Annotated in this window: 21 protein-coding genes; 12 read left to right on the forward strand and 9 right to left on the reverse strand. The window is 63.8% G+C overall.

Annotated elements, in window-relative coordinates:
- Nucleotides 1–133: 133 nt before the first annotated feature.
- From RFM40_RS26830 to RFM40_RS26840, 3 genes are all read right to left on the reverse strand, one after another.
- Nucleotides 134–955 (reverse strand): SH3 domain-containing protein, encoded by an 822-nt coding sequence (locus tag RFM40_RS26830; RefSeq protein ID WP_320229371.1) that lies wholly within the window; start codon nt 953–955, stop codon nt 134–136.
- Nucleotides 956–1,047: 92 nt separating this feature from the next.
- The gene (locus RFM40_RS26835) at nt 1,048–1,803 is read right to left on the reverse strand and encodes a metallophosphoesterase family protein (RefSeq protein ID WP_320229370.1); all 756 of its coding nucleotides are present in this window, start codon (nt 1,801–1,803) and stop codon (nt 1,048–1,050) included.
- Entirely contained in the window at nt 1,803–2,159 is a 357-nt protein-coding gene (locus RFM40_RS26840; protein WP_320229369.1) for an ArsR/SmtB family transcription factor, read from the reverse strand. Before RFM40_RS26840 ends, RFM40_RS26835 begins: the two co-directional genes overlap by 1 nt.
- Before the next feature lie 203 nt (nt 2,160–2,362).
- Between RFM40_RS26840 and RFM40_RS26845 the strand changes: the two genes are divergently transcribed.
- The gene (locus RFM40_RS26845) at nt 2,363–3,541 is read left to right on the forward strand and encodes an MFS transporter (protein WP_320229368.1); all 1,179 of its coding nucleotides are present in this window, start codon (nt 2,363–2,365) and stop codon (nt 3,539–3,541) included.
- A 171-nt stretch (nt 3,542–3,712) separates the two neighbouring features.
- Here the strand turns inward: RFM40_RS26845 and RFM40_RS26850 are convergent, their stop codons facing one another.
- A complete protein-coding gene (locus RFM40_RS26850) occupies nt 3,713–4,177 on the reverse strand; it encodes a MarR family winged helix-turn-helix transcriptional regulator (protein ID WP_320229367.1) in 465 nt (154 codons plus the stop codon).
- 190 nt (nt 4,178–4,367) lie between these two features.
- Between RFM40_RS26850 and RFM40_RS26855 the strand changes: the two genes are divergently transcribed.
- Nucleotides 4,368–5,162, forward strand: a complete 795-nt coding sequence (locus RFM40_RS26855) for an SDR family NAD(P)-dependent oxidoreductase (RefSeq protein ID WP_320229366.1) — start codon at nt 4,368–4,370, stop codon at nt 5,160–5,162.
- 114 nt (nt 5,163–5,276) lie between these two features.
- Here the strand turns inward: RFM40_RS26855 and RFM40_RS26860 are convergent, their stop codons facing one another.
- Nucleotides 5,277–5,876 carry a LysE family translocator gene (locus RFM40_RS26860; RefSeq protein ID WP_320229365.1) on the reverse strand — a complete coding sequence of 200 codons (600 nt, stop codon included), beginning with the start codon at nt 5,874–5,876 and terminating at the stop codon, nt 5,277–5,279.
- A gap of 99 nt (nt 5,877–5,975) precedes the next feature.
- Between RFM40_RS26860 and RFM40_RS26865 the strand changes: the two genes are divergently transcribed.
- Complete coding sequence (locus RFM40_RS26865; protein WP_320278594.1) at nt 5,976–6,842, forward strand: LysR family transcriptional regulator; 867 nt, start codon at nt 5,976–5,978, stop codon at nt 6,840–6,842.
- 185 nt (nt 6,843–7,027) lie between these two features.
- Here the strand turns inward: RFM40_RS26865 and RFM40_RS26870 are convergent, their stop codons facing one another.
- From RFM40_RS26870 to RFM40_RS26880, 3 genes are all read right to left on the reverse strand, one after another.
- Nucleotides 7,028–7,678 carry a dihydrofolate reductase family protein gene (locus tag RFM40_RS26870; protein ID WP_320229363.1) on the reverse strand — a complete coding sequence of 217 codons (651 nt, stop codon included), beginning with the start codon at nt 7,676–7,678 and terminating at the stop codon, nt 7,028–7,030.
- 93 nt (nt 7,679–7,771) lie between these two features.
- Nucleotides 7,772–8,614, reverse strand: coding sequence for a protein-L-isoaspartate O-methyltransferase family protein (locus tag RFM40_RS26875; protein ID WP_320229362.1), 843 nt, complete (start codon nt 8,612–8,614; stop codon nt 7,772–7,774).
- Nucleotides 8,615–8,659: 45 nt separating this feature from the next.
- Nucleotides 8,660–10,015, reverse strand: a complete 1,356-nt coding sequence (locus RFM40_RS26880; protein ID WP_320222041.1) for an Nramp family divalent metal transporter — start codon at nt 10,013–10,015, stop codon at nt 8,660–8,662.
- A 219-nt stretch (nt 10,016–10,234) separates the two neighbouring features.
- Here RFM40_RS26880 and mntR point away from each other — a divergent pair, with 219 nt between their 5' ends.
- The 3 genes from mntR to RFM40_RS26895 all read left to right on the forward strand — a co-directional run bounded on the left by mntR (nt 10,235) and on the right by RFM40_RS26895 (nt 13,163).
- The gene (gene mntR, locus RFM40_RS26885; protein ID WP_320229361.1) at nt 10,235–10,690 is read left to right on the forward strand and encodes a manganese-binding transcriptional regulator MntR; all 456 of its coding nucleotides are present in this window, start codon (nt 10,235–10,237) and stop codon (nt 10,688–10,690) included.
- A gap of 158 nt (nt 10,691–10,848) precedes the next feature.
- On the forward strand, nt 10,849–11,748 hold the full coding sequence (gene ypfJ / locus RFM40_RS26890; protein ID WP_320229360.1) for a KPN_02809 family neutral zinc metallopeptidase: 900 nt from the start codon (nt 10,849–10,851) through the stop codon (nt 11,746–11,748).
- Between the two features lie 146 nt (nt 11,749–11,894).
- Entirely contained in the window at nt 11,895–13,163 is a 1,269-nt protein-coding gene (locus tag RFM40_RS26895; RefSeq protein ID WP_320229359.1) for a TCR/Tet family MFS transporter, read from the forward strand.
- A 19-nt stretch (nt 13,164–13,182) separates the two neighbouring features.
- Here RFM40_RS26895 and carA read toward each other — a convergent pair whose 3' ends face one another.
- Entirely contained in the window at nt 13,183–14,388 is a 1,206-nt protein-coding gene (gene carA, locus RFM40_RS26900; protein WP_320229358.1) for a glutamine-hydrolyzing carbamoyl-phosphate synthase small subunit, read from the reverse strand.
- 278 nt (nt 14,389–14,666) lie between these two features.
- Here carA and RFM40_RS26905 point away from each other — a divergent pair, with 278 nt between their 5' ends.
- The 6 genes from RFM40_RS26905 to RFM40_RS26930 all read left to right on the forward strand — a co-directional run bounded on the left by RFM40_RS26905 (nt 14,667) and on the right by RFM40_RS26930 (nt 19,643).
- The gene (locus tag RFM40_RS26905) at nt 14,667–15,116 is read left to right on the forward strand and encodes a GatB/YqeY domain-containing protein (protein ID WP_126098871.1); all 450 of its coding nucleotides are present in this window, start codon (nt 14,667–14,669) and stop codon (nt 15,114–15,116) included.
- Nucleotides 15,117–15,236: 120 nt separating this feature from the next.
- Nucleotides 15,237–16,241, forward strand: a complete 1,005-nt coding sequence (gene cuyA, locus RFM40_RS26910; protein WP_320229372.1) for a D-cysteate sulfo-lyase — start codon at nt 15,237–15,239, stop codon at nt 16,239–16,241.
- Nucleotides 16,242–16,326: 85 nt separating this feature from the next.
- A complete protein-coding gene (gene cuyB / locus RFM40_RS26915) occupies nt 16,327–17,019 on the forward strand; it encodes a cysteate racemase (protein WP_320229357.1) in 693 nt (230 codons plus the stop codon).
- Between the two features lie 150 nt (nt 17,020–17,169).
- Complete coding sequence (locus RFM40_RS26920) at nt 17,170–17,979, forward strand: transporter substrate-binding domain-containing protein (RefSeq protein WP_320229356.1); 810 nt, start codon at nt 17,170–17,172, stop codon at nt 17,977–17,979.
- 72 nt (nt 17,980–18,051) lie between these two features.
- Nucleotides 18,052–18,798, forward strand: a complete 747-nt coding sequence (locus tag RFM40_RS26925) for an amino acid ABC transporter permease (RefSeq protein WP_320229355.1) — start codon at nt 18,052–18,054, stop codon at nt 18,796–18,798.
- Nucleotides 18,795–19,643: an amino acid ABC transporter permease gene (locus tag RFM40_RS26930; protein WP_320229354.1), complete on the forward strand. Its 849-nt coding sequence runs from the start codon at nt 18,795–18,797 to the stop codon at nt 19,641–19,643. Before RFM40_RS26925 ends, RFM40_RS26930 begins: the two co-directional genes overlap by 4 nt.
- Nucleotides 19,644–19,646 lie beyond the last annotated feature (3 nt).

A 19,646-nucleotide genomic window follows, 5' to 3' on the forward strand; every position in this document is an offset into this window, starting at 1 on the left:
GCAGCCCCGTGCGGCCTAACGCTAACGCTGTCACCTATTCCCTGTCTCACAACAGGGGTGCAGTCCAGGAGTAGGGCAGTAGGGCAGTAGGGCAGTAGGGAAGAGAGCACCTACTGCCCTACTGCCCTGAATTCTATTCGCCAAGCGCCAGTGCGTCCGTGATCTCGAAACGCTCGGAAACGCCTACGCGGATCATGTTGAGCGTGCCTTCGCGGGTGAAGCGGAACTTGTCGGGGGAGTCCGAGCCGACCGGCACGCCGCCATGGAAGTTGATGACGCGCGTGCCGTCGTCCGGCCAGGTCACAGTAACGACGCTGTCGCCGCCCTCACGCGCGACGCTGATCTCGCAACGGGTCATCGGCTGGCCGATGTGGCGCGCGCAGGGTATGCCGCCGACGGCATCGGGGGCAGGGGTGTCGGATTCTGTGGTTGCCGCCGAGGCCGCGAAGGCGAGGGCGTATGCGTCCTGCATGGCGGTCACGCTGATATCGGCCGCGGATGGCGGGTCGGCCGGCTCGCTGCCACCCAGGCGCGCGGCGATGTCGGGCGACGGCGCTTCGGGTGCCTGCGGCGCGTTGCCATCCTGAGGTGCTGCGGCCTCGGCCGCCGGCACGGCGGCATCTTCGGGCGCGGGCGCCGGGTTGTTGGGGCTGAGATAGCGGGCGGGCGCCCATCCGACGATATGCGCGTCCTGCGTGTCCTCGACCTTGCACCAGGGATAGCCGTTGACGGGGTTGCAGCCGAAATTCTTCACGGCCGCGCCGTTGGGCAGGCGCGCCGCGATCTTTCCATCCGGTGAAGCGGTGGCGCGGATGTTGAGGAGATCGTCCGGCGCGAGGCCGCCGATGATCGAAATGATCGGTCCCGGCGCGTCCTCGGCCAAGGCCGGCAGGGCGGCCAGCAGCAAAGGAGCGGCGATCAGCAATGTCGATCGGAGCGTGACTTTGCGCTTCATGTGGTCTCCAAAATGGACGCTTCGGCTTTCCATTCAGCCCGAGATATCGCTCAATCGGATATAAGCTTCGCTTAATCGGATATAAGCTTCGCTTAATCCTTCATGAATCCGGTCCGCAGGGCGTGCGCCCATTCCGGCCGTGCGGCCTGTTCGGCCTGCTTTGCGGCGGCTTCATGGTCGTAGTCCACGGCGATCGCCTCGAAGCGGTCGGGGCGACCGGGCGCACCCAGTTCGACGATGCCGTAGCGCGCATGTGGGGCACCTTGTTCGGAGACATGCGCCGGCGGCGTATCGTCGGCATAGGCGGGGCAGCCGACGCTGCCGGGGTTGAAGACGACCGGGCCGCCCGGAATGCGGATGAGTTCGTTGCGATGGCTGTGGCCGCAGAGCGCGATCCGGCAGGCGGGGTCGAGCGACTTCAGCCGGCGCTTGATCATGCTGAGCGGTGCGCGCACCAGCTGGCCGTCTACGATTGCGTCGGCGAGGTATTTTTCGTCGTGGTCGGGCCGGGCATGGAAGGCGACGATACCGGGCGCGATCTCGAGCGTGAGCGGCAAGGCAAACAGCGCTCCGCGCTGCGCGGGCGTCAGCCGCTCCTGCGCATAGCGGTCGGATGGCCACATCTTCTCGTCGGCCGGGTCCTCGGCGACACGGCGGTCATGGTTGCCGCGCACCGTCGGCAGATTGAGCGCTTCCAGCCGCTGCACGGTTTCGCGTGGCCAGAGCGGGCCGGAGACGCAATCGCCGAGATTGACGATAAGGTCGGCGCCGCGCCGCGCGAGATCGTCGAGCACGGCGTCCAAGGCCAGCACGTTGCCGTGGATGTCGGCGAGGACTGCGATGCGCATCAGGCGTCGATTTCCGTGTCGGCGGTGCCGACCATGGGTAGCGCCTTGTCCTCGCCGGCGGCCGCAATAACGCTGTCGAGCAGGCCGGGGAAGCGCCTGTCGAGGTCGTCGCGGCGCAGCGTGATCAGCCGGCTGGTGCCGACTGCTTCGGTGCGCGTCACGCCGGCCTCACGCAGCTTGGCGAGGTGGTAGGAGAGGTTGGTCTTGGAGGCGAGGTCGAGGAACTTGCTGCAGTTCAACGGCACGCCTTCCTTGCTGGCGAGATAGCGCACGATGGCGAGCCTGGTCGGATCGCCGAGCACGGCAAGCACGATCGGCAGGCTGATCTGGTCGTCGGTCGGATGGGGCAGGGTCATGGCCGAGAATTAAGCGCAAACGCAACCAACTTCAACGCGTCTCCTCGTCCCGCCGGTTTACACAGCTTCTTCGTTTGGCTCCTGTTTTTACCCCGTCCTGACACAGGGCTGTCAGCAGGGTTCAGCTATTTTTCCCAGGCTCCGTTGACATCATGCCCTGTTGTGTCCAATTGTTCAATAACTTTTGAACTAAGGACATCCCCATGGACAAGCGGATCTTTTGGCTTGCGCTCGGATCGTTTGCGATCTCAACCGAAGGCTTCGTCATCTCAAGCCTTCTGCCCGATATCGCCACGGATGCGGGCATCTCCGTTCCGCTTGCCGGATCGCTGATCACCGCCTTTGCGCTCGCCTATGCGATCGGCGCGCCGATCCTGGCGACGCTGACCGGCGAGTGGGACCGGCGGCGCGTCATCCTGTGGACGATTGCGTTCTTCGTGATCGGCAATCTGGTGGCGGCGCTGAGCTCGTCCTTCGAGCTGCTGCTCATTGCCCGCATCGTCATGGCGCTGTCGTCCGGCCTGTTCGCGGCGACCGCTCAAGGGACGGCGGTAGCGCTGGTCGATGACCATTACCGGGCCCGTGCCATCGCCGTCGTCGTCGGCGGCACGACGGTGGCGGTGGCGGTCGGCGCGCCGCTCGGTGCGCTGGTGGCGACAATTGCCGGCTGGCGCGGCACCTTCTTTGCCATTGCCGGCCTTGGCGCGCTTGCCGGAGCGATTCTGTGGTGGCGCTTGCCGCGCGGCATTGTCGGCACCAGGCTGCCGCTTCGGGCTCGGCTGGCGGCTGCCGTCCGTCCCGGCGTGTTGCCGATCCTTTTGACGACGGTGCTGGCGCTGGTCGGCGCCTTCACCGTCTTTGCCTTCATCGCGCCTTTGGCCATCGAGGGCGGCGGTCTCAGTCCGCTTGCGTTGCCCGGGATGCTGCTTGCCTTCGGCGTCGGCGCCGTCATCGGCAACATCGCCGGCGGCCAGGCCGCCGACCGTTTCGGCGCGGCGCGCACCGTCTGCTGGTCGCTGGCGCTCTCCGCGGCCATGCTCGTCACCTTCTCGCTGATCCCGACCTTCCTGCCGCATTCGATCGCCGGGCCGGCGCTGATGGGCATGATGGTGCCGTGGGGCATCGTCGGCTGGGCCTTCCCGCCGGCGCAGGCGAGCCGCATCATCAAGATCGCGCCTGATGCAGCGCCCATCGTACTGTCGCTCAACGCTTCGGCGCTTTATTTCGGCGTCGCGCTCGGCGCGGTCGTCGGCGGCGCGGTGCTGCGCTTCGGCGCGCCGGCCGATCTCGGGGTGATCGCTGCGATGTTCCCGATCGTGGGGCTGGGTGTCGTGCTGGCGGGCCGCGTATTTGCTCGCCCGGTCGCGATGCCTGCGGAATAAGGCGCGCCGATATTCAGGTGATGCCGGCCTGCAAATGTAGATTTCCTGCGCTTCCGGTGCTCACGTACTTTAAGTACGCTCCGCTCCGGTTCTCGGAACCCGCCATTTTCGGCGCGGCCTGACCTGAATCTCAGCACGCCTTGACAGCGGAATGGATCGACGGCCGCTTCTTCAGCTCGAAGGAGCGGCCGTCGCCATTTCCAGATCCAGGTCAGCCACGGCGTCCAGCGCTGCACGAAGCTTCGCGGCCTGCTCAGCGCCGACCTTGTCTTCGAATTGCCGCTGGGCAGCGCTCCACAGCTTGATCGCCTCGTCGAGCTTGGCCTGGCCCTGCGGGGTCAGCCGCACGCGCTTGATGCGGCGGTCGTCCTTGTCGGCGAAAGTCTCGACATAACCGTCGCGGATCAGCGGCTTCAACGTGTGGCCAAGCGCCGACAGATCCATGATCAGCGCCTCGGCGATAGCGCCCATCGCCGGCTCGCTGCCGACATGGATTTGAAAGATCAGGCCAAACTGCGTTCCCTTCAGGCCCGAAGGCGCCAGCGCGTCGTCGTAGAAGCGGCCGAGCCTGCGCGCGGCGCGCCGCAAGGTGGCGTTGTTGCAACGGCTGAATCCGGGCTGTTGAGCTTCGGTCATATCCACTCCTTGCCGGCGCGAAGGTGTGCCAGCCTGCCGCAGAAATAGTTTTCCCAACCGCCGTTGACAAGATAGTGGCATATACCTACTTGGAGAAAGTGGCATATGCAACTAATTGGAAATTGGACATAGGCTGGGCGGCTGACGCGTCCGTCTACGCCGAGCGAACAGGACAAAAAGGAACAGGACAATGAGCAAGACAGACAACAAGGGCACGGCCGTGATCACCGGCGCTTCCTCGGGCATCGGCGCGGTCTATGCGGACCGGCTGGCAGGACAGGGCTACGATCTGGTGCTGGTGGCGCGGCGCGCCGACCGGCTGCAGGAAGTGGCGGACAAACTCGCTTACGCCTATGGCCGCAAGGTCAAGACGATTGTCGCCGATCTTGCCGACGACAATGATGTACGCCGCGTCGAGCAGGCAATCGCCGCCGACGACAGCGTGACCCTGCTGGTCAACAATGCCGGCCTCGGCGGCCAGCAGGTGGTGGCAACGGCCGACGCCGACGCCGCCGAACGCATGATCAAGGTCAATGTCATCGCCTTGACCCGCCTGACACGCGCTGCGCTGCCGGGTCTCTTGGCGCGCAACCGCGGCGCCATTGTCAACATCGCATCGGTGCTCGCTTACGAGACGTCGTTCGGCGGCATCTATAGCGGCACCAAGGCCTACGTCGTCAACTTCACCGAGGCCCTGCACCGCGAGGTCGCGGGCACCAATGTGACGGTGCAGGTGGTGCTGCCGGGCGCGACCCGAACCGACTTCTGGGAGCTCGCCGGCAGCGACATCGACCAACTGCCGAAGGAGATCATCATGACCCCCGACGATCTGGTCGATGCGGCGCTTGTCGGCCTGGCCAGGGGCGAAGCCGTCACCGCGCCGGCGCTTGCTGATGAGACCAAGGTGGCAACATTCCTCGGCGCCCGGCAAGCCTTCTATGGCAGCTTGCATGCCGACAAGCCGGCGGCCCGCTACGCGGCCTGAAGTGTGCCATTTCTTGAGGCGTAGAAGAGTACGCTCCCTACCTCCCCCTTGTGGGGAGGTCGGACCGAAGGTCCGGGTGGGGTACTGGCGCTGATTTAGCGGGATTTGGGGACTCTAAGCTGGCCGCCACATCTGCAGGATCGAGGCGGCCAGCAGCAGCCCAAGCACGATGTTGAGGGCGCGCCATTGGCGCTCGGTCCGGAGCAGCCGCGCCAGCAGCGTGCCGGCCACGCACCAGAGCGACAGCGATAAGGCGGCGGCGAGGCCGAACACAGCGCCGAGCAACAGCGCGAGCTGCAAAGGGCTATCCGCAAGTGCTGCGAAGGATGCGGCGGCGCCCAGCCCCATCGCCCAACCTTTCGGGTTCATCCACTGGATGCCGGCGCCGCCGAAGAAGCTGTTCGGCTTGGCCATGCTGACATCGAGATTGGGCGGCCCGCTGCGGCCGATCTTGATCGCCAGCCAGATCAGATAGAGCGAGCCCGCGATCTTCATGGCGAGTTGGAGCGATGGGACGGCGGCAAGCAGCCCGGCGAGGCCAGCCGCGCCTGCTGCTGCTACCGAAGCCAATCCGGCGGCGCTGCCGGCCATCAGCGGCACCGAGCGGCGAAAGCCGAACTGCGCGCCGGAAGCCGTCGACAGCGTCGTGGCGATGCCCGGCGTCGAGGTCGAGATCAGCGCGAACAGGGCAAGAGGGATGATCGTTTCGGACATGCGGCTTTCCCGGTCGAAGGAAGCCGGCATGCTAGGCGCTTTGCTGCATCAGTAAATGCAATGTTTGATATGGTTTGCATTAGCATTTATAATGGAAAAATGATCCGCGATCTCGACACCACGCTTGTCCGCACCTTCGTCACCACGGCCGACAAGGCGAGCATGACAGCGGCAGCCAATGCGCTTCACCTGACGCAAGGGGCGGTCAGCCAGCAGATCAAGCGGCTGGAGGAAGTTCTTGGCCAGACACTGTTCGAGCGCGACCGGCGTGGCTTGAGGCTGACGCGTTTCGGCGAACGGCTGCTCGACAAGGCTAGGCGCCTGCTGCAGCTCAACGACGAGATCATCGCCGAGATGGTTGGCAAGGCGGTCGCGGGCCAGGTGCGGATCGGCGTGCCCTACGACCTTGTCGGCACATTGCTCCAACCCGTGCTCAAGACCTATGCCGAAGCCTACCCGCAGGTGGAGATTTCGCTGGTCTGTGCCTCCTCGCCCGAGCTCGCGGCGGCGCTGGCGGCAGGGACGATCGATCTCGCCGTCATCGAGGAGCGGGCCGGCCCGACGGCAGGCGAATGCCTGCTGGTCGATCGGCTGGTCTGGGTTGGCGCCAGAGGCGGCTCGGCGCGCCTCAAACGACCGCTGCCTGTCTCGATGGTTGCGGACACCTGCGCCTTCCGTCCCGCGGTGCTGGCAGCGCTCGGCGAGCATGGGCTCGACTGGCGCACCGTGTTCGAGAACGGCAACATCGATGCAACGACCGCAACTGTGCGCTCGGACCTTGCGGTGACCACCTGGCTTGCCTCGACGGTTCCGGCCGATCTCGACATCCTATCCGATGCCGACCTGCCGGCCCTGCCGAATTTTTCGGTCAACCTGCACCTGCCGAAGCATGCCGTCGCGCCGGCGGCAAAGGCATTCGCGGCTCATATCCGCGAGGGTCTGGCGCGCTACCGCCGGGCGGCTTGAGCAACACTTTCTTTCCTCGCCCCCACGAATGTGGGGGAGAGGTGGCTCGGCGAAGCCGAGACGGAGAGGGGGCTGGGCGCGGCGGTGCCAAGTTTCAAAGGCATCAGCCTACGAAGCCCCCGCTCCGGCCGCTTCGCGGCCACCTCTCCCCCGCTTTGGCGGGGGCGAGGAAACTAGCCTTGGCGCTACTTCCAGTTCTTGCGCCGTTCGAGTTCGGCCTCGGAAGGCTCCTGTTGAGCAAACGACCCCGTGCGAATCTCGCCTCCACGTTCATAGGTCGCCATGATGACGCCGGTGCTGGAGGTCTGCGACTTGATAAGCTTGAAGGCGGCCGGTATCGCGCTGTCACCGAACAGCCGCTTGCCCTTACCGAGCAACAGCGGGAAGATCATCAGCCGGATCTCGTCGATCAGCCCGTTGGCGAGCAGGGTCTGGATCAGATTGCCCGATCCCTGGATGAGCAGGTCAGGTCCGTCCTCCTGTTTGAGCTGCCTGAGCCTTGCGACGATATCGGGCCCAAGCGATTGCGTGTTCTGCCAGGTGAGCGAATCCGGCCGATGCGTCGCCACATACTTGGTCGCAGGGTTGAAGGCATCTGCGATCTGATCTTTCTGATACGGCCAGTACGCGGCGAAGATGTCGTAGGTTCTGCGGCCGAGCAGCAGAGCGAAGGGTTTGGAGAACAGTTCATCTATTGCCGCGCCCGCTACCTCGTCAAAGTAATGGAACGTCCAGCCGCCGAACTTGAAGCCGCCGACGGGATCCTCTTCCGGTCCGCCGGGCGCCTGCATGACGCCGTCGAGACTGACGAATGTGGCGGCGATGATTTTGCGCATCTGTCTTCTCCTTTTCGCGATCCGCGCCGTCACGGCCGGATTTCAGTCTAAGGACGAAGGGCGAGCCCGTGTTCCGACACAGGCCCATAATTTCTATCGCTTGCGTTCGCCGCGAATGGCGCGTGACGAGAACCAGACTTCGCCGAAGACGGCGGTGGCGGTGCGGTCGGGCGCCTTGTCTTCGCTCAGCCAGATCGAGCGCGTGCGCAGCGCGCGTTCGCGGGTTGGCACTTTTGCCTCCGGGCCGGCGAGCGAGGCGCCGACGCAAGGGATGAACCAGGAACCCATAAAGGGCTGACAGACGAAACCCGCTTGCATGCGGGTGACCAGCACCGCGAGACCGATGCGCTCCGCCGGCCGCCAGGGAAAGATCAGGCGACCACCGGGTTTGAGCGCCCGCAGCCACGTCGCTGGAGGGGCAATGACGCCGGCATTGACATAGATGATGTCTGAGGGCGGCAATGGGCCAGCGACGGCGTCGCCGGGGATAACCTCGACATTGCCATAGGCCGCGAGGTTCACCTTGGCTTGCGCCGCAAGGTCCGCTTCGATCTCGAAGGCGGTGACGCTGCCGCCCGGTTCGACCAGCCTGGCCAGCAGCGCGGTGTAATAGCCGGTGCCGGCGCCGATATGGGTGACGGTTTCGCCGGGCTTCGGCTCGACCTTGCCGATCCACATGGCGTGCAGGACCGGCTCGCCGTTGTTGATGCCCTTGTCGGCATCGAGCACCACAAGCACGTTCTGGTAGATGTAGCTTGGATCGGCAGTCGGAGTTTTGAACCCGCCATCGCCGGCAAAAACGGTCCAGGGGCCGGGCCCGAGAAAGGCCTCGCGCGGCACCGAGGCGAATACCTCCTCGATGCGGGGATCGGCGGACCGCGCATGGGCGGCCATCAGTTTGGCGTAGAATTTTCGCGCATCGTCCGATCCGGTCATGCTTCCAGAAGATAGCATGGCCGGCCGGAATGTCGCTGCTCGATCTCAGCCGGCGAAGGTGTCGAAGAGCAGCTTGAAATTGAGCACCAGGATGATGGCCGCGACCACCCAGGCGAGCGCGGCGACACCGCGCGGGATGGCGAAATTGCCCATCTTCTTCTTGTCCGACACGAATTGCACCAGAGGCACCACGGCGAAGGGCAACTGCATCGACAGGATGACCTGGCTGAAGACCAGGAGTTGGGCCGTGCCCTTTTCGCCATAGAGCGCGGTGACGATCACAACCGGGACAATGGCGATGCCGCGCGTCAGGAGGCGGCGCGCCCATTGCGGAATGCGCAGGCGCAGGAAGCCTTCCATCACGATCTGGCCGGCGAGCGTCGCGGTGACCGTCGAGTTGAGGCCGGAGGCGAGCAGCGCAATCGCGAACAGGATCGAGGCGATGCTCAAGCCCAAGAGCGGCGACAGCAATGCAAAAGCCTGGCCGATCTCGGCGACATCCTGGTGCCCGGTGCCGTGGAAGGCTACGGCCGCGACGATCAGTATGGAGGCGTTGACGAACAGCGCCAGGATCAGCGCGATGGTCGAATCCGTCGTCGCCCACCTGATGGCGTCGCGCTTGCCCTTATCGGTGCGCTCGTAGGCACGGGTCTGCACGATCGAGGAGTGCAGGTAGAGATTGTGCGGCATCACGGTGGCGCCGATGATGCCGATGGCGATGTAGAGCATCGTCGGGTTGGTGACGATCTCGGCAGACGGCACGAACATCGAATGCAGAATCGTGCCGGCCGGCGGCGCGGCAACGAAGATCTGGACGGCAAAGCAGCCGAAGATGATGATCAAGAGCGCGATGACGAAGGCCTCGAGATAGCGGAAGCCCCTGTTCATCAGCAGCAGCACGAGGAAGGCGTCGAGCGCGGTGAGAATAGCGCCGCCGATCAGCGGGATTCCGAACAGAAGCTGCAGCGCGATCGCCGTGCCGATCACCTCGGCAAGGTCGCAGGCGATGATCGCGAGCTCGCAGGCGACCCAGAGCAGGAAATTGACCGGACGCGGATAATAGGCGCGGCAGGCCTGTGCGAGGTCGCGGCCGGTGGCGATGCCGAGGCGGGCGGCCAGCGCCTGCAAAAGGATCGCCATCAGGTTCGACAGCATGATGATGAAAAGCAGCGTGTAACCGAACTGGGCGCCGCCCGCGAGGTCAGTCGCCCAGTTGCCGGGGTCCATATAGCCGACCGACACCATGTAGCCCGGCCCCATGAAGGCGAACAGGCGGCGGAACCAGACGCCGGTCCGCGGCACTGCGATCGTGCCATTGACTTCGCGCAGGCTGGGCTGCTCGCCCTCATCGGCGCGGGCAAATTGCCACGGGGAACGGGACACGGCTTCTGCGTCGGACATTACGGACTTCCGCTGGAATCTATCGATGATGCTGCCTATCTATGCCATGGCTCAACATTATGCAATAGGCTATATTTTATTGTTTGTGCTTTTTATCCGATGGTGCAGAGGGCCGGTTGCACATGAGCGGGAATGCAAATAAACGGCCGGACCACCAAGGGTTCGTGTTATGAATGCGATCCCGATTCAGCCTTCGGGCAGGCCAGGAAGGAACGCGTATTGGCGCTGAGGAACAGACCGGTTCGACGCGAAAAGCCGCTTCCCGATGCCGAAATCCATTCGGAAGGGTTCCGGCAGACGCGCGAAGCGCGCCGCAGCGCGCTCGTCGAGGATTATGTCGAGCTGATCGCCGATCTGATCGAGGACGGCAACGAGGCGCGTCAGGTCGACATCGCGGCCAGGCTTGGCGTCGCGCAGCCCACCGTGGCGAAAATGCTGACCAGGCTGTGCTCCGACGGGCTGGTCTCCAGGAAGCCTTATCGCGGGGTGTTCCTGACCGAAGCCGGCCGGAAGGTCGCCGAAGAGAGCCGCATCCGTCACCAGACGGTCGAGGCCTTCCTGCGGTCGCTAGGCGTCAGCGCCGAGACGGCGCGCATCGATGCCGAGGGCATCGAGCACCATGTCAGCGCCGAGACGCTGGACGCTTTTCGCAGGGCAATGACCACCGCCCGTTGAGTCCTTCCGAGGTGGACCGGGATCAGATCACCGAACCGGTAAGCATCCGGATCAACACCCGAAAAATGCTGTGACTTGGCACAACCGTTGCGGTAACTATTTGCGGGGGCGGTCGGCGGGCCGATCCTTCCAGGACATTCGCATTGCGAGGAGTTGCCATGCTTTGGAGAGGCCGTCGTCAGAGCGACAACATCGAGGACGAGCGTAGCGATAGCGGCGGCGGGCTCGGCGGCGGCAGCCCCGGTCAGTTCCGCATTCCGATCGGTGGTCGCGCCGGCGGCGGCTCGAGCATCATCCTGGTCATCCTCGTCGTCCTTGCCGGATGGTATTTCGGCTTCGATCCATCGCAGATTCTGGGCGACGGCGGTGGTGGCCAGATCACCGAAGAAGGCAGTTCGCCGGATGGCGGCGCCCCTGCTTCCGACGAGATGAAGCAGTTCGTGGCGACGGTGCTCGCCGAAACCGAGGAAACATGGACCGGCATCTTCAAATCCGAAGGCCTAACCTATGAGGACCCCAAGCTGGTGCTGTTCAGCAGCCAGATCCGCTCGGCTTGCGGATTTGCTTCCTCGGCGGCCGGGCCGTTCTATTGCCCGGGCGACCACAAGGTCTATCTCGACATGACCTTCTTCCAGCAGCTCGACCAGCAGTTCGGCGCATCGGGCGAATTCGCGCGGGCCTATGTGATCGCGCATGAGGTCGGTCACCACGTGCAGAACCTCACCGGCATCATGCAGAAGTTCAACCAGATGCGGCAGAGCATGGGCGAGGCGGAGGCCAACCAGATGTCGGTGCGGGTCGAGCTCCAGGCCGACTGCTTCGCCGGCGTCTGGGCGCACTACACAGCGCAGAAGGGCATATTGGAGCAGGGCGACATCGAAAGCGCGCTGAATGCGGCCAAGCAGATCGGGGATGACACGCTGCAGAAGAAGATGCAGGGCTATGTCGTTCCGGAAAGCTTCAACCACGGCACATCAGCGCAGCGGCAGACCTGGCTGGCGCGTGGCTACAAGAGCGGCAAGCTTTCGGACTGCGATACTTTCAACAATCCGGTCTGAGGTGATGCGCCGGGTTCCAGTCTTCTGACAGCGGCTGCCGGCGCCTGATGTCAGGATGAGGCAGTTGCCGTCGTTCGCTTATTGTTCCGGGCGGCAAGCTCGCCTATAAGTTGCCTCCCGCCCAGGCGGCCGAGGAGCTTATCACCATGATCGACCCAAAAACCGCAAGACGGGGCCTTGCGCTCGTTTTCACGACGCTGCTGCTCGACGTCATCGGCTTTGGCATCATCATGCCGGTGCTGCCGGCCTATCTGCAGGAACTGACCGGGGTCGGCGTCAGCGAGGCGGCGATCGAGGGCGGCTGGCTGTTCTTCGTCTATGCGGCCATGCAATTCTTCTTCGCGCCGGTCATCGGCGGCTTGAGCGACCGCTTCGGCCGGCGGCCGATCCTGTTTGCCTCGGTGCTCACCTTTTCCATCGACAATCTGATCTGCGCCATCGCGTGGTCCTATCCGATGCTATTCATCGGGCGCGTGCTTGCCGGCATTTCCGGCGCCAGCTATTCGACGACGTCCGCCTTCATCGCTGACATCTCGAACGACGAGAACCGGGCCAAGAATTTCGGCCTGCTCGGGATCGCCTTCGGCGTCGGCTTCGTCATCGGCCCGGTGCTCGGCGGCCTGCTCGGCACGTTCGGGCCGCGCGTGCCGTTCTACTTCGCGGCGGGGCTTGCCTTGGTGAATTTCCTGATCGCGATGTTCTTCCTGCCGGAGACGCTGGACGAAAAGCACCGTCGCCGCTTCGAGTGGAAACGGGCCAATCCGGTCGGCACGCTCATCCAGATGCGCAACTATCCGGGCATTGGCTGGATCGGACTCGTCTTCTTCCTGATGACGCTCGGCCACATGATGTATCCGGCGGTCTGGTCCTTCGTTTCCAGCTATCGCTATGGCTGGAACGAGCAGCAGATCGGCTTCTCGCTCGGCGCTTTCGGCCTGTGCGGCGCGATCATCATGGCGACGGTGCTGCCGCGGGCCATCCCCACGCTCGGCGAGTGGAAGACGGCGGCGATCGGCCTGACCTTCACCGCACTCAGCGCCTTCGGCTACGCGTTTGCGACGCAAGGCTGGATGATCTACGCGGTGATCGTCGCCGGCTGCCTGGAGGCGCTTGCCGACCCGCCGCTGAGAAGCCTTGCGGCCGCCAAGGTGCCGCCGTCGGCGCAGGGCGAGCTGCAGGGCGCGATGACATCGATCTTCTCGATCACCTCGATCATCACGCCGCTGCTTTATACGGCGATCTTTTCCTGGTTCACCGGGCCGAGCGCGCCGGTTGAGTTCGGCGGGGCGCCTTATGTGCTCGGCGCCATTTTTCTCACGCTGGCGGTGGTCGTCTTCGTGACGAAAGTGGCCAAGCCGACGCCAAAGGAGGTCGAGCGCATGCATGCGCAGGAAGCTGTGACCGACCCGGCTTGAGGGCTTGTCTCGATAGGCGCTAAGCGCGCTCGGCCATCGCTTCTTCGCCGCGCCGCTCGCGGATGAGGTTGGCGAAGCGGCGGAAGAGATAGTGCGAATCCTGCGGGCCGGGCGAGGCCTCGGGATGGTGCTGGACCGAGAACACTGGCCGGCCGGTCAGCGCGATGCCGCAATTCGAGCCGTCGAAGAGCGAGACATGCGTCTCCTCGACGCCTTCGGGCAGCGAATCGGCATCGACCGCGAAGCCATGGTTCATCGAGACGATCTCGACCTTGCCGGTCGTGTGGTCCTTGACCGGATGGTTGGCGCCGTGGTGCCCCTGATGCATCTTCTCGGTCCTGCCGCCGAGCGCCAGCGCCAGCATCTGGTGGCCGAGGCAGATGCCGAACAGCGGGATGTCGGTCTTCAAGAGATCCTGGATGACGGGCACGGCATATTCGCCGGTCGCTTCCGGATCGCCCGGGCCGTTCGACAGGAAGATGCCATCCGGCTGCATGGCCAAGATCTCTTCCGCGCCGGTCTGGGCCGGCACGACGGTGACTTTGGCACCGAGGCCGGCGAGCAGGCGCAGGATGTTGCGCTTGACGCCATAGTCGATCGCCACGACATGCACCGACGGCTCGTCCTGCTCGCCGAAGCCTTTGTTCCAGACCCACGGCGTCTCGCGCCAGACCGAGGACTGGCCCGAGGTGACCTCCTTGGCGAGGTCCAGCCCGATCAGGCCCGACCAGCCGGCGGCGCGCCGCCTCAGGTCGTCGAGGTCGAAGACGCCGTCGGGCGCGTGGGCGATGACGGCATTGGGCATGCCCTTTTCCCGGATCAGCACGGTGAGCGCGCGGGTGTCGATGCCCGAAAGCGCGACGATGCCGCGCTTCTTCAGCCACTGGTCGAGATGCCCTGCCGCCCGGTAGTTGGACGGGTCGGTGACGTTGGCCTTGAAGATGGCGCCGACGGCGCCCGCGCGGGCAGCTGGATGCAAATCCTCGATATCCTCGGCGTTGGTGCCGACATTGCCGATATGCGGGAAGGTGAAGGTGACGATCTGGCCGGCATAGGAGGGATCGGTGAGGATCTCCTCATAACCGGTGAGCGCGGTGTTGAAGCACACTTCGGCGACGGCCGATCCGGTGGCGCCCAGGCCGCGGCCCTCGATCACCGTGCCGTCGGCAAGCACCAGAAGGGCGGTCGGCTTCTCGGTGGCCCAGGGGGCGGTCATCGCTGCCATGGCGGCACTCCTAAGGCTGTTTGCGGATCGTCCCGTTGCGGGACGATTTGCGCAGCAAACGGCGCGCGGCAGCGATTTCTCGAGCCCTCAGCGCGCCTACTGATTGTCACATGCAGGGCCGAGTACATAGGGGAAGGCGCCAAAACGGTCAATGATGCGGCCGCAAACCGGCATCGATTTATTTCGTCCAACAATATCAGTGATTTGCAGCGCAGTACGAAATTTGCCTTGCGCAATCGGCAGCGTTATGGTCCGCCGCGGTCGAAGGAGAAAGCACCATGCGCGCAAAAATCGCCGAATCCATGAAGAGTGCGATGAAGGCGCAGGACAAGCATCGCCTGCCGACGCTCAGGCTGATCCAGGCCGCCATCCATGACCGCGACATCGCCAATCGCGGCGCCGGCAAGCCGGCGGCGAGCGAGGAAGAGATCCTGCAGATTCTCTCCAAGATGGTGAAGCAGCGCGAGGAATCGGCCAAGGCGTTCGAGGACGGCAAGCGGCCGGAGCTGGCCGCTCAGGAACGCGGCGAGATGGAGATCATCCGCGAGTTCCTGCCGACGCAGCTCGACGACGCGGCGATCAAGGCGGCGGCGCGCGAGGCGGTCGCTGCCACCGGCGCGGCCAGCCAGAAGGACATGGGCAAGGTGATCGGCGCGCTCAAACAGAAATATGCCGGCCAGATGGACTTCGCCAAGGCCAGCGCCATCGTCAAGAGTTTGCTTCAGTAGGCGTTCTTGCCGCCTCCGGAGCGAGGCCCATGTAAGGCTGGGCACGTAGGTCCGCTTCAAGCCGTGCCGGCGCCATCCCTAAACGGTGCGGTATTTCCTGCCATGAAGGAGGACACGATGATGAATCTCGCCCGCTATCCTCGTGTTGCGCTCGGCCATCTGCCCACTCCTCTCGAACGGCTCGAGAACCTGACCAGGGAATTGAACGGTCCGGAGATCTGGATCAAGCGCGACGACTGCACCGGCCTGTCGACCGGCGGCAACAAGACGCGCAAGCTTGAATTCCTGATGGCGGAAGCGCTGGCCGAAAGCGCCGACACCGTCATGACGCAGGGCGCCACCCAGTCCAATCATGCGCGGCAGACGGCAGCTGCCGCCGCCAAGCTCGGCATGGCCTGCCATCTGCTTTTGGAGGACCGCACCGGCAAGACCGATTTCGACTACAAGGAAAACGGCAATGTGCTGCTCGACCGTCTGCATGGCGCGACGATCGAGCGGTGCCCGGCCAGTCCCGACATGAACGGCGAGATGGAAAAGACCGCCGAACGGCTGCGCGCCGAGGGCCGCAAAGTCTACACGATACCGGGCGGCGGATCGAACCCGACCGGCGCGCTTGGCTATGTCAATGCCGCCATCGAACTGGTCTACCAGGCGAACGCCATCGGCCTCAGGATCGATCATGTCGTGCATGCGACCGGCAGTGCCGGAACCCAGGCTGGCCTTGTCACCGGACTTGTCGGCATCAACAGCGGCGTGCCGGTGCTCGGCATTGGCGTGCGCGCGCCGAAGGAAAAGCAGGAGGAAAACGTCTTTTCACTCGCATGCCGGACGACCGAGAAGCTTGGCATTGCCGGTGCCGTGAGCCGCGAGGATGTCGTCGCCAATTGCGATTACGTCGGCGAGGGCTACGGCTTGCCGGCTGCCGATACCATCGAGGCGATCCGCATGCTGGCGCGCACCGATGCCATCCTGCTCGACCCGGTCTATTCCGGAAAGGGCATGGCCGGGCTGATCGATCTGGCGAAGAAGGGTTTCTTCAAGAAAGGCGAGACCGTCGTCTTTCTCCACACCGGCGGCTCGGCCGGGTTGTTCGGTTACCCTACCGATCTCCAGAGCAATTTCTGACCGGCATCCCGCCCACTCCGAAGGGTATTCAGAAGGTCCTATCAAGATGAGCCGCTACTATCCGCCCGCTCACCCCGTCGTCGGCGTGCTCGGCGGCATGGGGCCGGCGGCCACGATCGATCTGATGCGCCGGGTCATGGAGGCAACGCCCGCCGCGGACGACGCCGACCACATCCACCTTCTGGTCGACCAGAACCCGAAAGTCCCATCCCGCATCGATGCGCTCATCAACGGCACCGGGCCGAGCCCGCTCGACGAACTGGTGCGTATGGCGAAGGGGCTGGAGAGCGCCGGCGCCACGATGCTCGCCATCGCCTGCAACACCGCCCATGTCTACGCCGGCGATATCGCGGCGGCCGTGCGCATACCGCTTCTCGACATGGTCACGCTGACCGCCGAGGCGATCGCGCGTCGGCCGCTGCGCCATCGACGCATCGGCATGCTCGCCTCCAGCGCGGTGCTGCAACTGGGACTCTACGAAAGAGCGTTCGAAGCATTCGGAATCGAAACCCGATATCCCGACGATCAGACGGAAATCATGGCCATCATCAGGGCGGTCAAGAAAGAAGGTGCGACCGCTGATTTGCGCAGCCGATTCAATGTCGTAGCGCGCCAGTTGCTTGCCGGCGATGTCGATTTTCTGGCGATCGCTTGCACCGAACTTTCGCTCCTTGTCGACGGTCTCGATGCCGACGCGGAGAAAATCGACGCCCTCGATGTGTTGGCCTCGACGATCGTCCAGCGTGCACGGCCTGCTGGCCAACCGGGGAGGGCCTAAAGACGTTGCGGGTCCATTCGTTTCATTGACCTTCCGTAAGCGCGCTCTAGCTTCGACGCTACCAGCTTGTTGTCATTCCGACTGGTCTGCTTCCGCTATGACCACTGTTGAGACGGGCACGACGCGCATTATCCGGGAGGAGTGGAGCGAATGAAGAGACTTTCCTTTATCGTTGCGGGTATCACGCTTGCCATGCTGACGGCGCAGGCGTCGGCGGGCAAGCTAGACGACATCAAGGCCCGCGGCACGCTGATCGTCGGAACCAAGGCCGACTACAAGCCATTCGGATTCCGCGATCCGTCCGGGGCGATCGTCGGCATCGAGCCGGATCTCGCGGCCGATCTCGCCAAGCAACTCGGCGTCAAGCTGGAATTCGTGCCTGTCGTCGCCGCCAACCGGATGGAGTTCCTCAAGCAGGGAAAGATCGACCTTCTCATCGCCACCATGTCCGACAAGCCGGAGCGCCGGAAGGTTGTGGAAGCAGTCGATCCGCCTTATTATTCGGATTCCGTCAATGTGCTGGCATCGAACCGCGCGAAGATCACGTCTTGGGAGGACCTGAAAGACAAGCCGGTCTGCGCGACGATCGGGTCGTTTTACAACAAGTCGGTCGCCGAAAAATACGGCGCCAAGATCGTCGGGCTCGATGGCTCCGACAAGCCGCTGGTCGCGCTGAAGCAGGGCAATTGCGTCGGCTATCTTTACGACCAGACATTCATCCAGGGCAAACTCCTCGATAAGCAATGGTCCGCCGACTATTCCATGCCGCTGAAGGGCATCATGGAGACGCCGTGGATCATGGCCGTAGCGCCGGGCAATGACGACCTGAGGGATTTCGTTTCCAAGGCCACGACCGAGTGGATGAAGAAGGGCACGATCGTCGACCTCGAACAGAAGTGGGGCATCAAGCCTACGGATTATTCAAAGCGCATGCACGACAAGTACAAGAACCAGAGCTGACATGTCTCAAGCGACCGGCGCGGTCGCCCAAAGACCGCGCGCCTTGGTTGCGTCTGCCAGTGGGTGATATGCATGCAGGAAATCGCCGCTTGGTTTCGTAGCCTCTACGAAACTACAGGGCTGAATTTTACGATCTTCTACGATCCCTACGATGCGACCCAGTTCGCCAGGGGCGTTGGCATGACGATCTACCTGAGCGTCGTGTCGATCCTCATCAGCCTCGTCGTGGGCGTGATCGGCGCCTGGCTGCAAAGCTCGCGGATCAGGCTGGTGCGGGGCTTCATCGAGATCTTCGTCGTCATTTTCCGCAACACGCCCCCGCTGGTTCAGATCTTCTTCTTTTATTTCGGCATGGGCGAGTTGCTGCCTGCCAGCTACAATGACATCGGTCTGCGCGAACCGCTGCTCAACAATGTGCAGTGGGCGATCATTTCCCTTTCCCTGTTTGCCGGCGCCTTCAACATCGAAATCTTCCGATCCGGGATCGAAGCAGTGCCGCAAACCACGGTGGAGGCGGCCGAGGCTCTCGGCTATACGCGCCTCGGCGCCTACCGCTATGTTGTCCTGCCGCTGGCATTGCGTGTCTGCCTGCCGGCGTTGAACAACAACCTGGTCAATTTGCTGAAGACCACGACGCTTGCCTACGCCATTGCGGTTCCCGAGGCGCTTTATGCCGTCACGCAAATCTGGGCGGAATCGCAGAACGTGACGGAAATGATGTGCGTGCTCTTGGCCACATTCGTTCTGCTGGTCGGCGTGCTCGTATGGGTCATGCACCGCTGGGAGCGGTCGCTGCGCATTCCAGGATTCGGGCAATGACGGAAGGGCGCACCACGCCAACGACCGACCTGCCCGTGCTGCTGCCGGTTCGGCCGCCTTCCGTGCGGGTTTTGCGGTTTCGCGCCTGGCACGGCCTGGCTTTGGCCGCGGCAGTCCTTTTGTTCGCGCCCGCCGCGGGCGCCCAGACAGGTTCGGAAGAGCTGTCGATAATCGGCGTCATCATCAAATGGATGCCGCTGCTTTTGACCGGCTTCGGCTTCAATCTTCTTATTTCCATATTGTCGATGGCGCTGGGCACGATCGTGGGCCTCGGCCTTGGCCTGCTGCAATTGAGCGAGTTCCGCTGGCTCAGCCGGTGCGCGTGGGTCCTGACCCAGTTCTTCCGCAACGCGCCGTGGCTGGTGCTGCTGTTCTTCGCCATGTACCTGATCCCCTACGAGTTCCGCATCGGCGACGTCACCATTCCGTTTCCGGACTGGGTCAAGGCCGTCATCGGCTTTGCGCTGCCGGTCATGGCCAATGTCGCCGAGATCGTGCGCGGGGCGGTGCAATCCATTCCCGGCGGCCAATGGGAAGCAGCCGACTCGCTGGCTTTCAGCCGCCGCCAGACGATGTGGATGATTATTCTGCCCCAGTGCGTGAAGCGGATGCTGCCGCCCTGGATGAACCTCTATTCGCTGGTCACGATGGCGACGGTGCTGGCCTCGGTCGTGGGCATCAACGAGATGCTGACCCTGACCGCGCAAGTTCACAATGCCGAAGGCGGTCGAACGGACCTTCTGGCGCCACTCTACGCTTTCGCCCTGCTGTGCTTCTTCATCTACTGTTATCCGATCAACCTTTGGACTGTCCGCCTCGAGCGGCGCTTCAACGTCAAGGGCTGAGTC

Source organism: Mesorhizobium captivum (assembly GCF_033977165.1).
GTDB classification, from domain to species: Bacteria; Pseudomonadota; Alphaproteobacteria; order Rhizobiales; family Rhizobiaceae; genus Mesorhizobium; species Mesorhizobium captivum.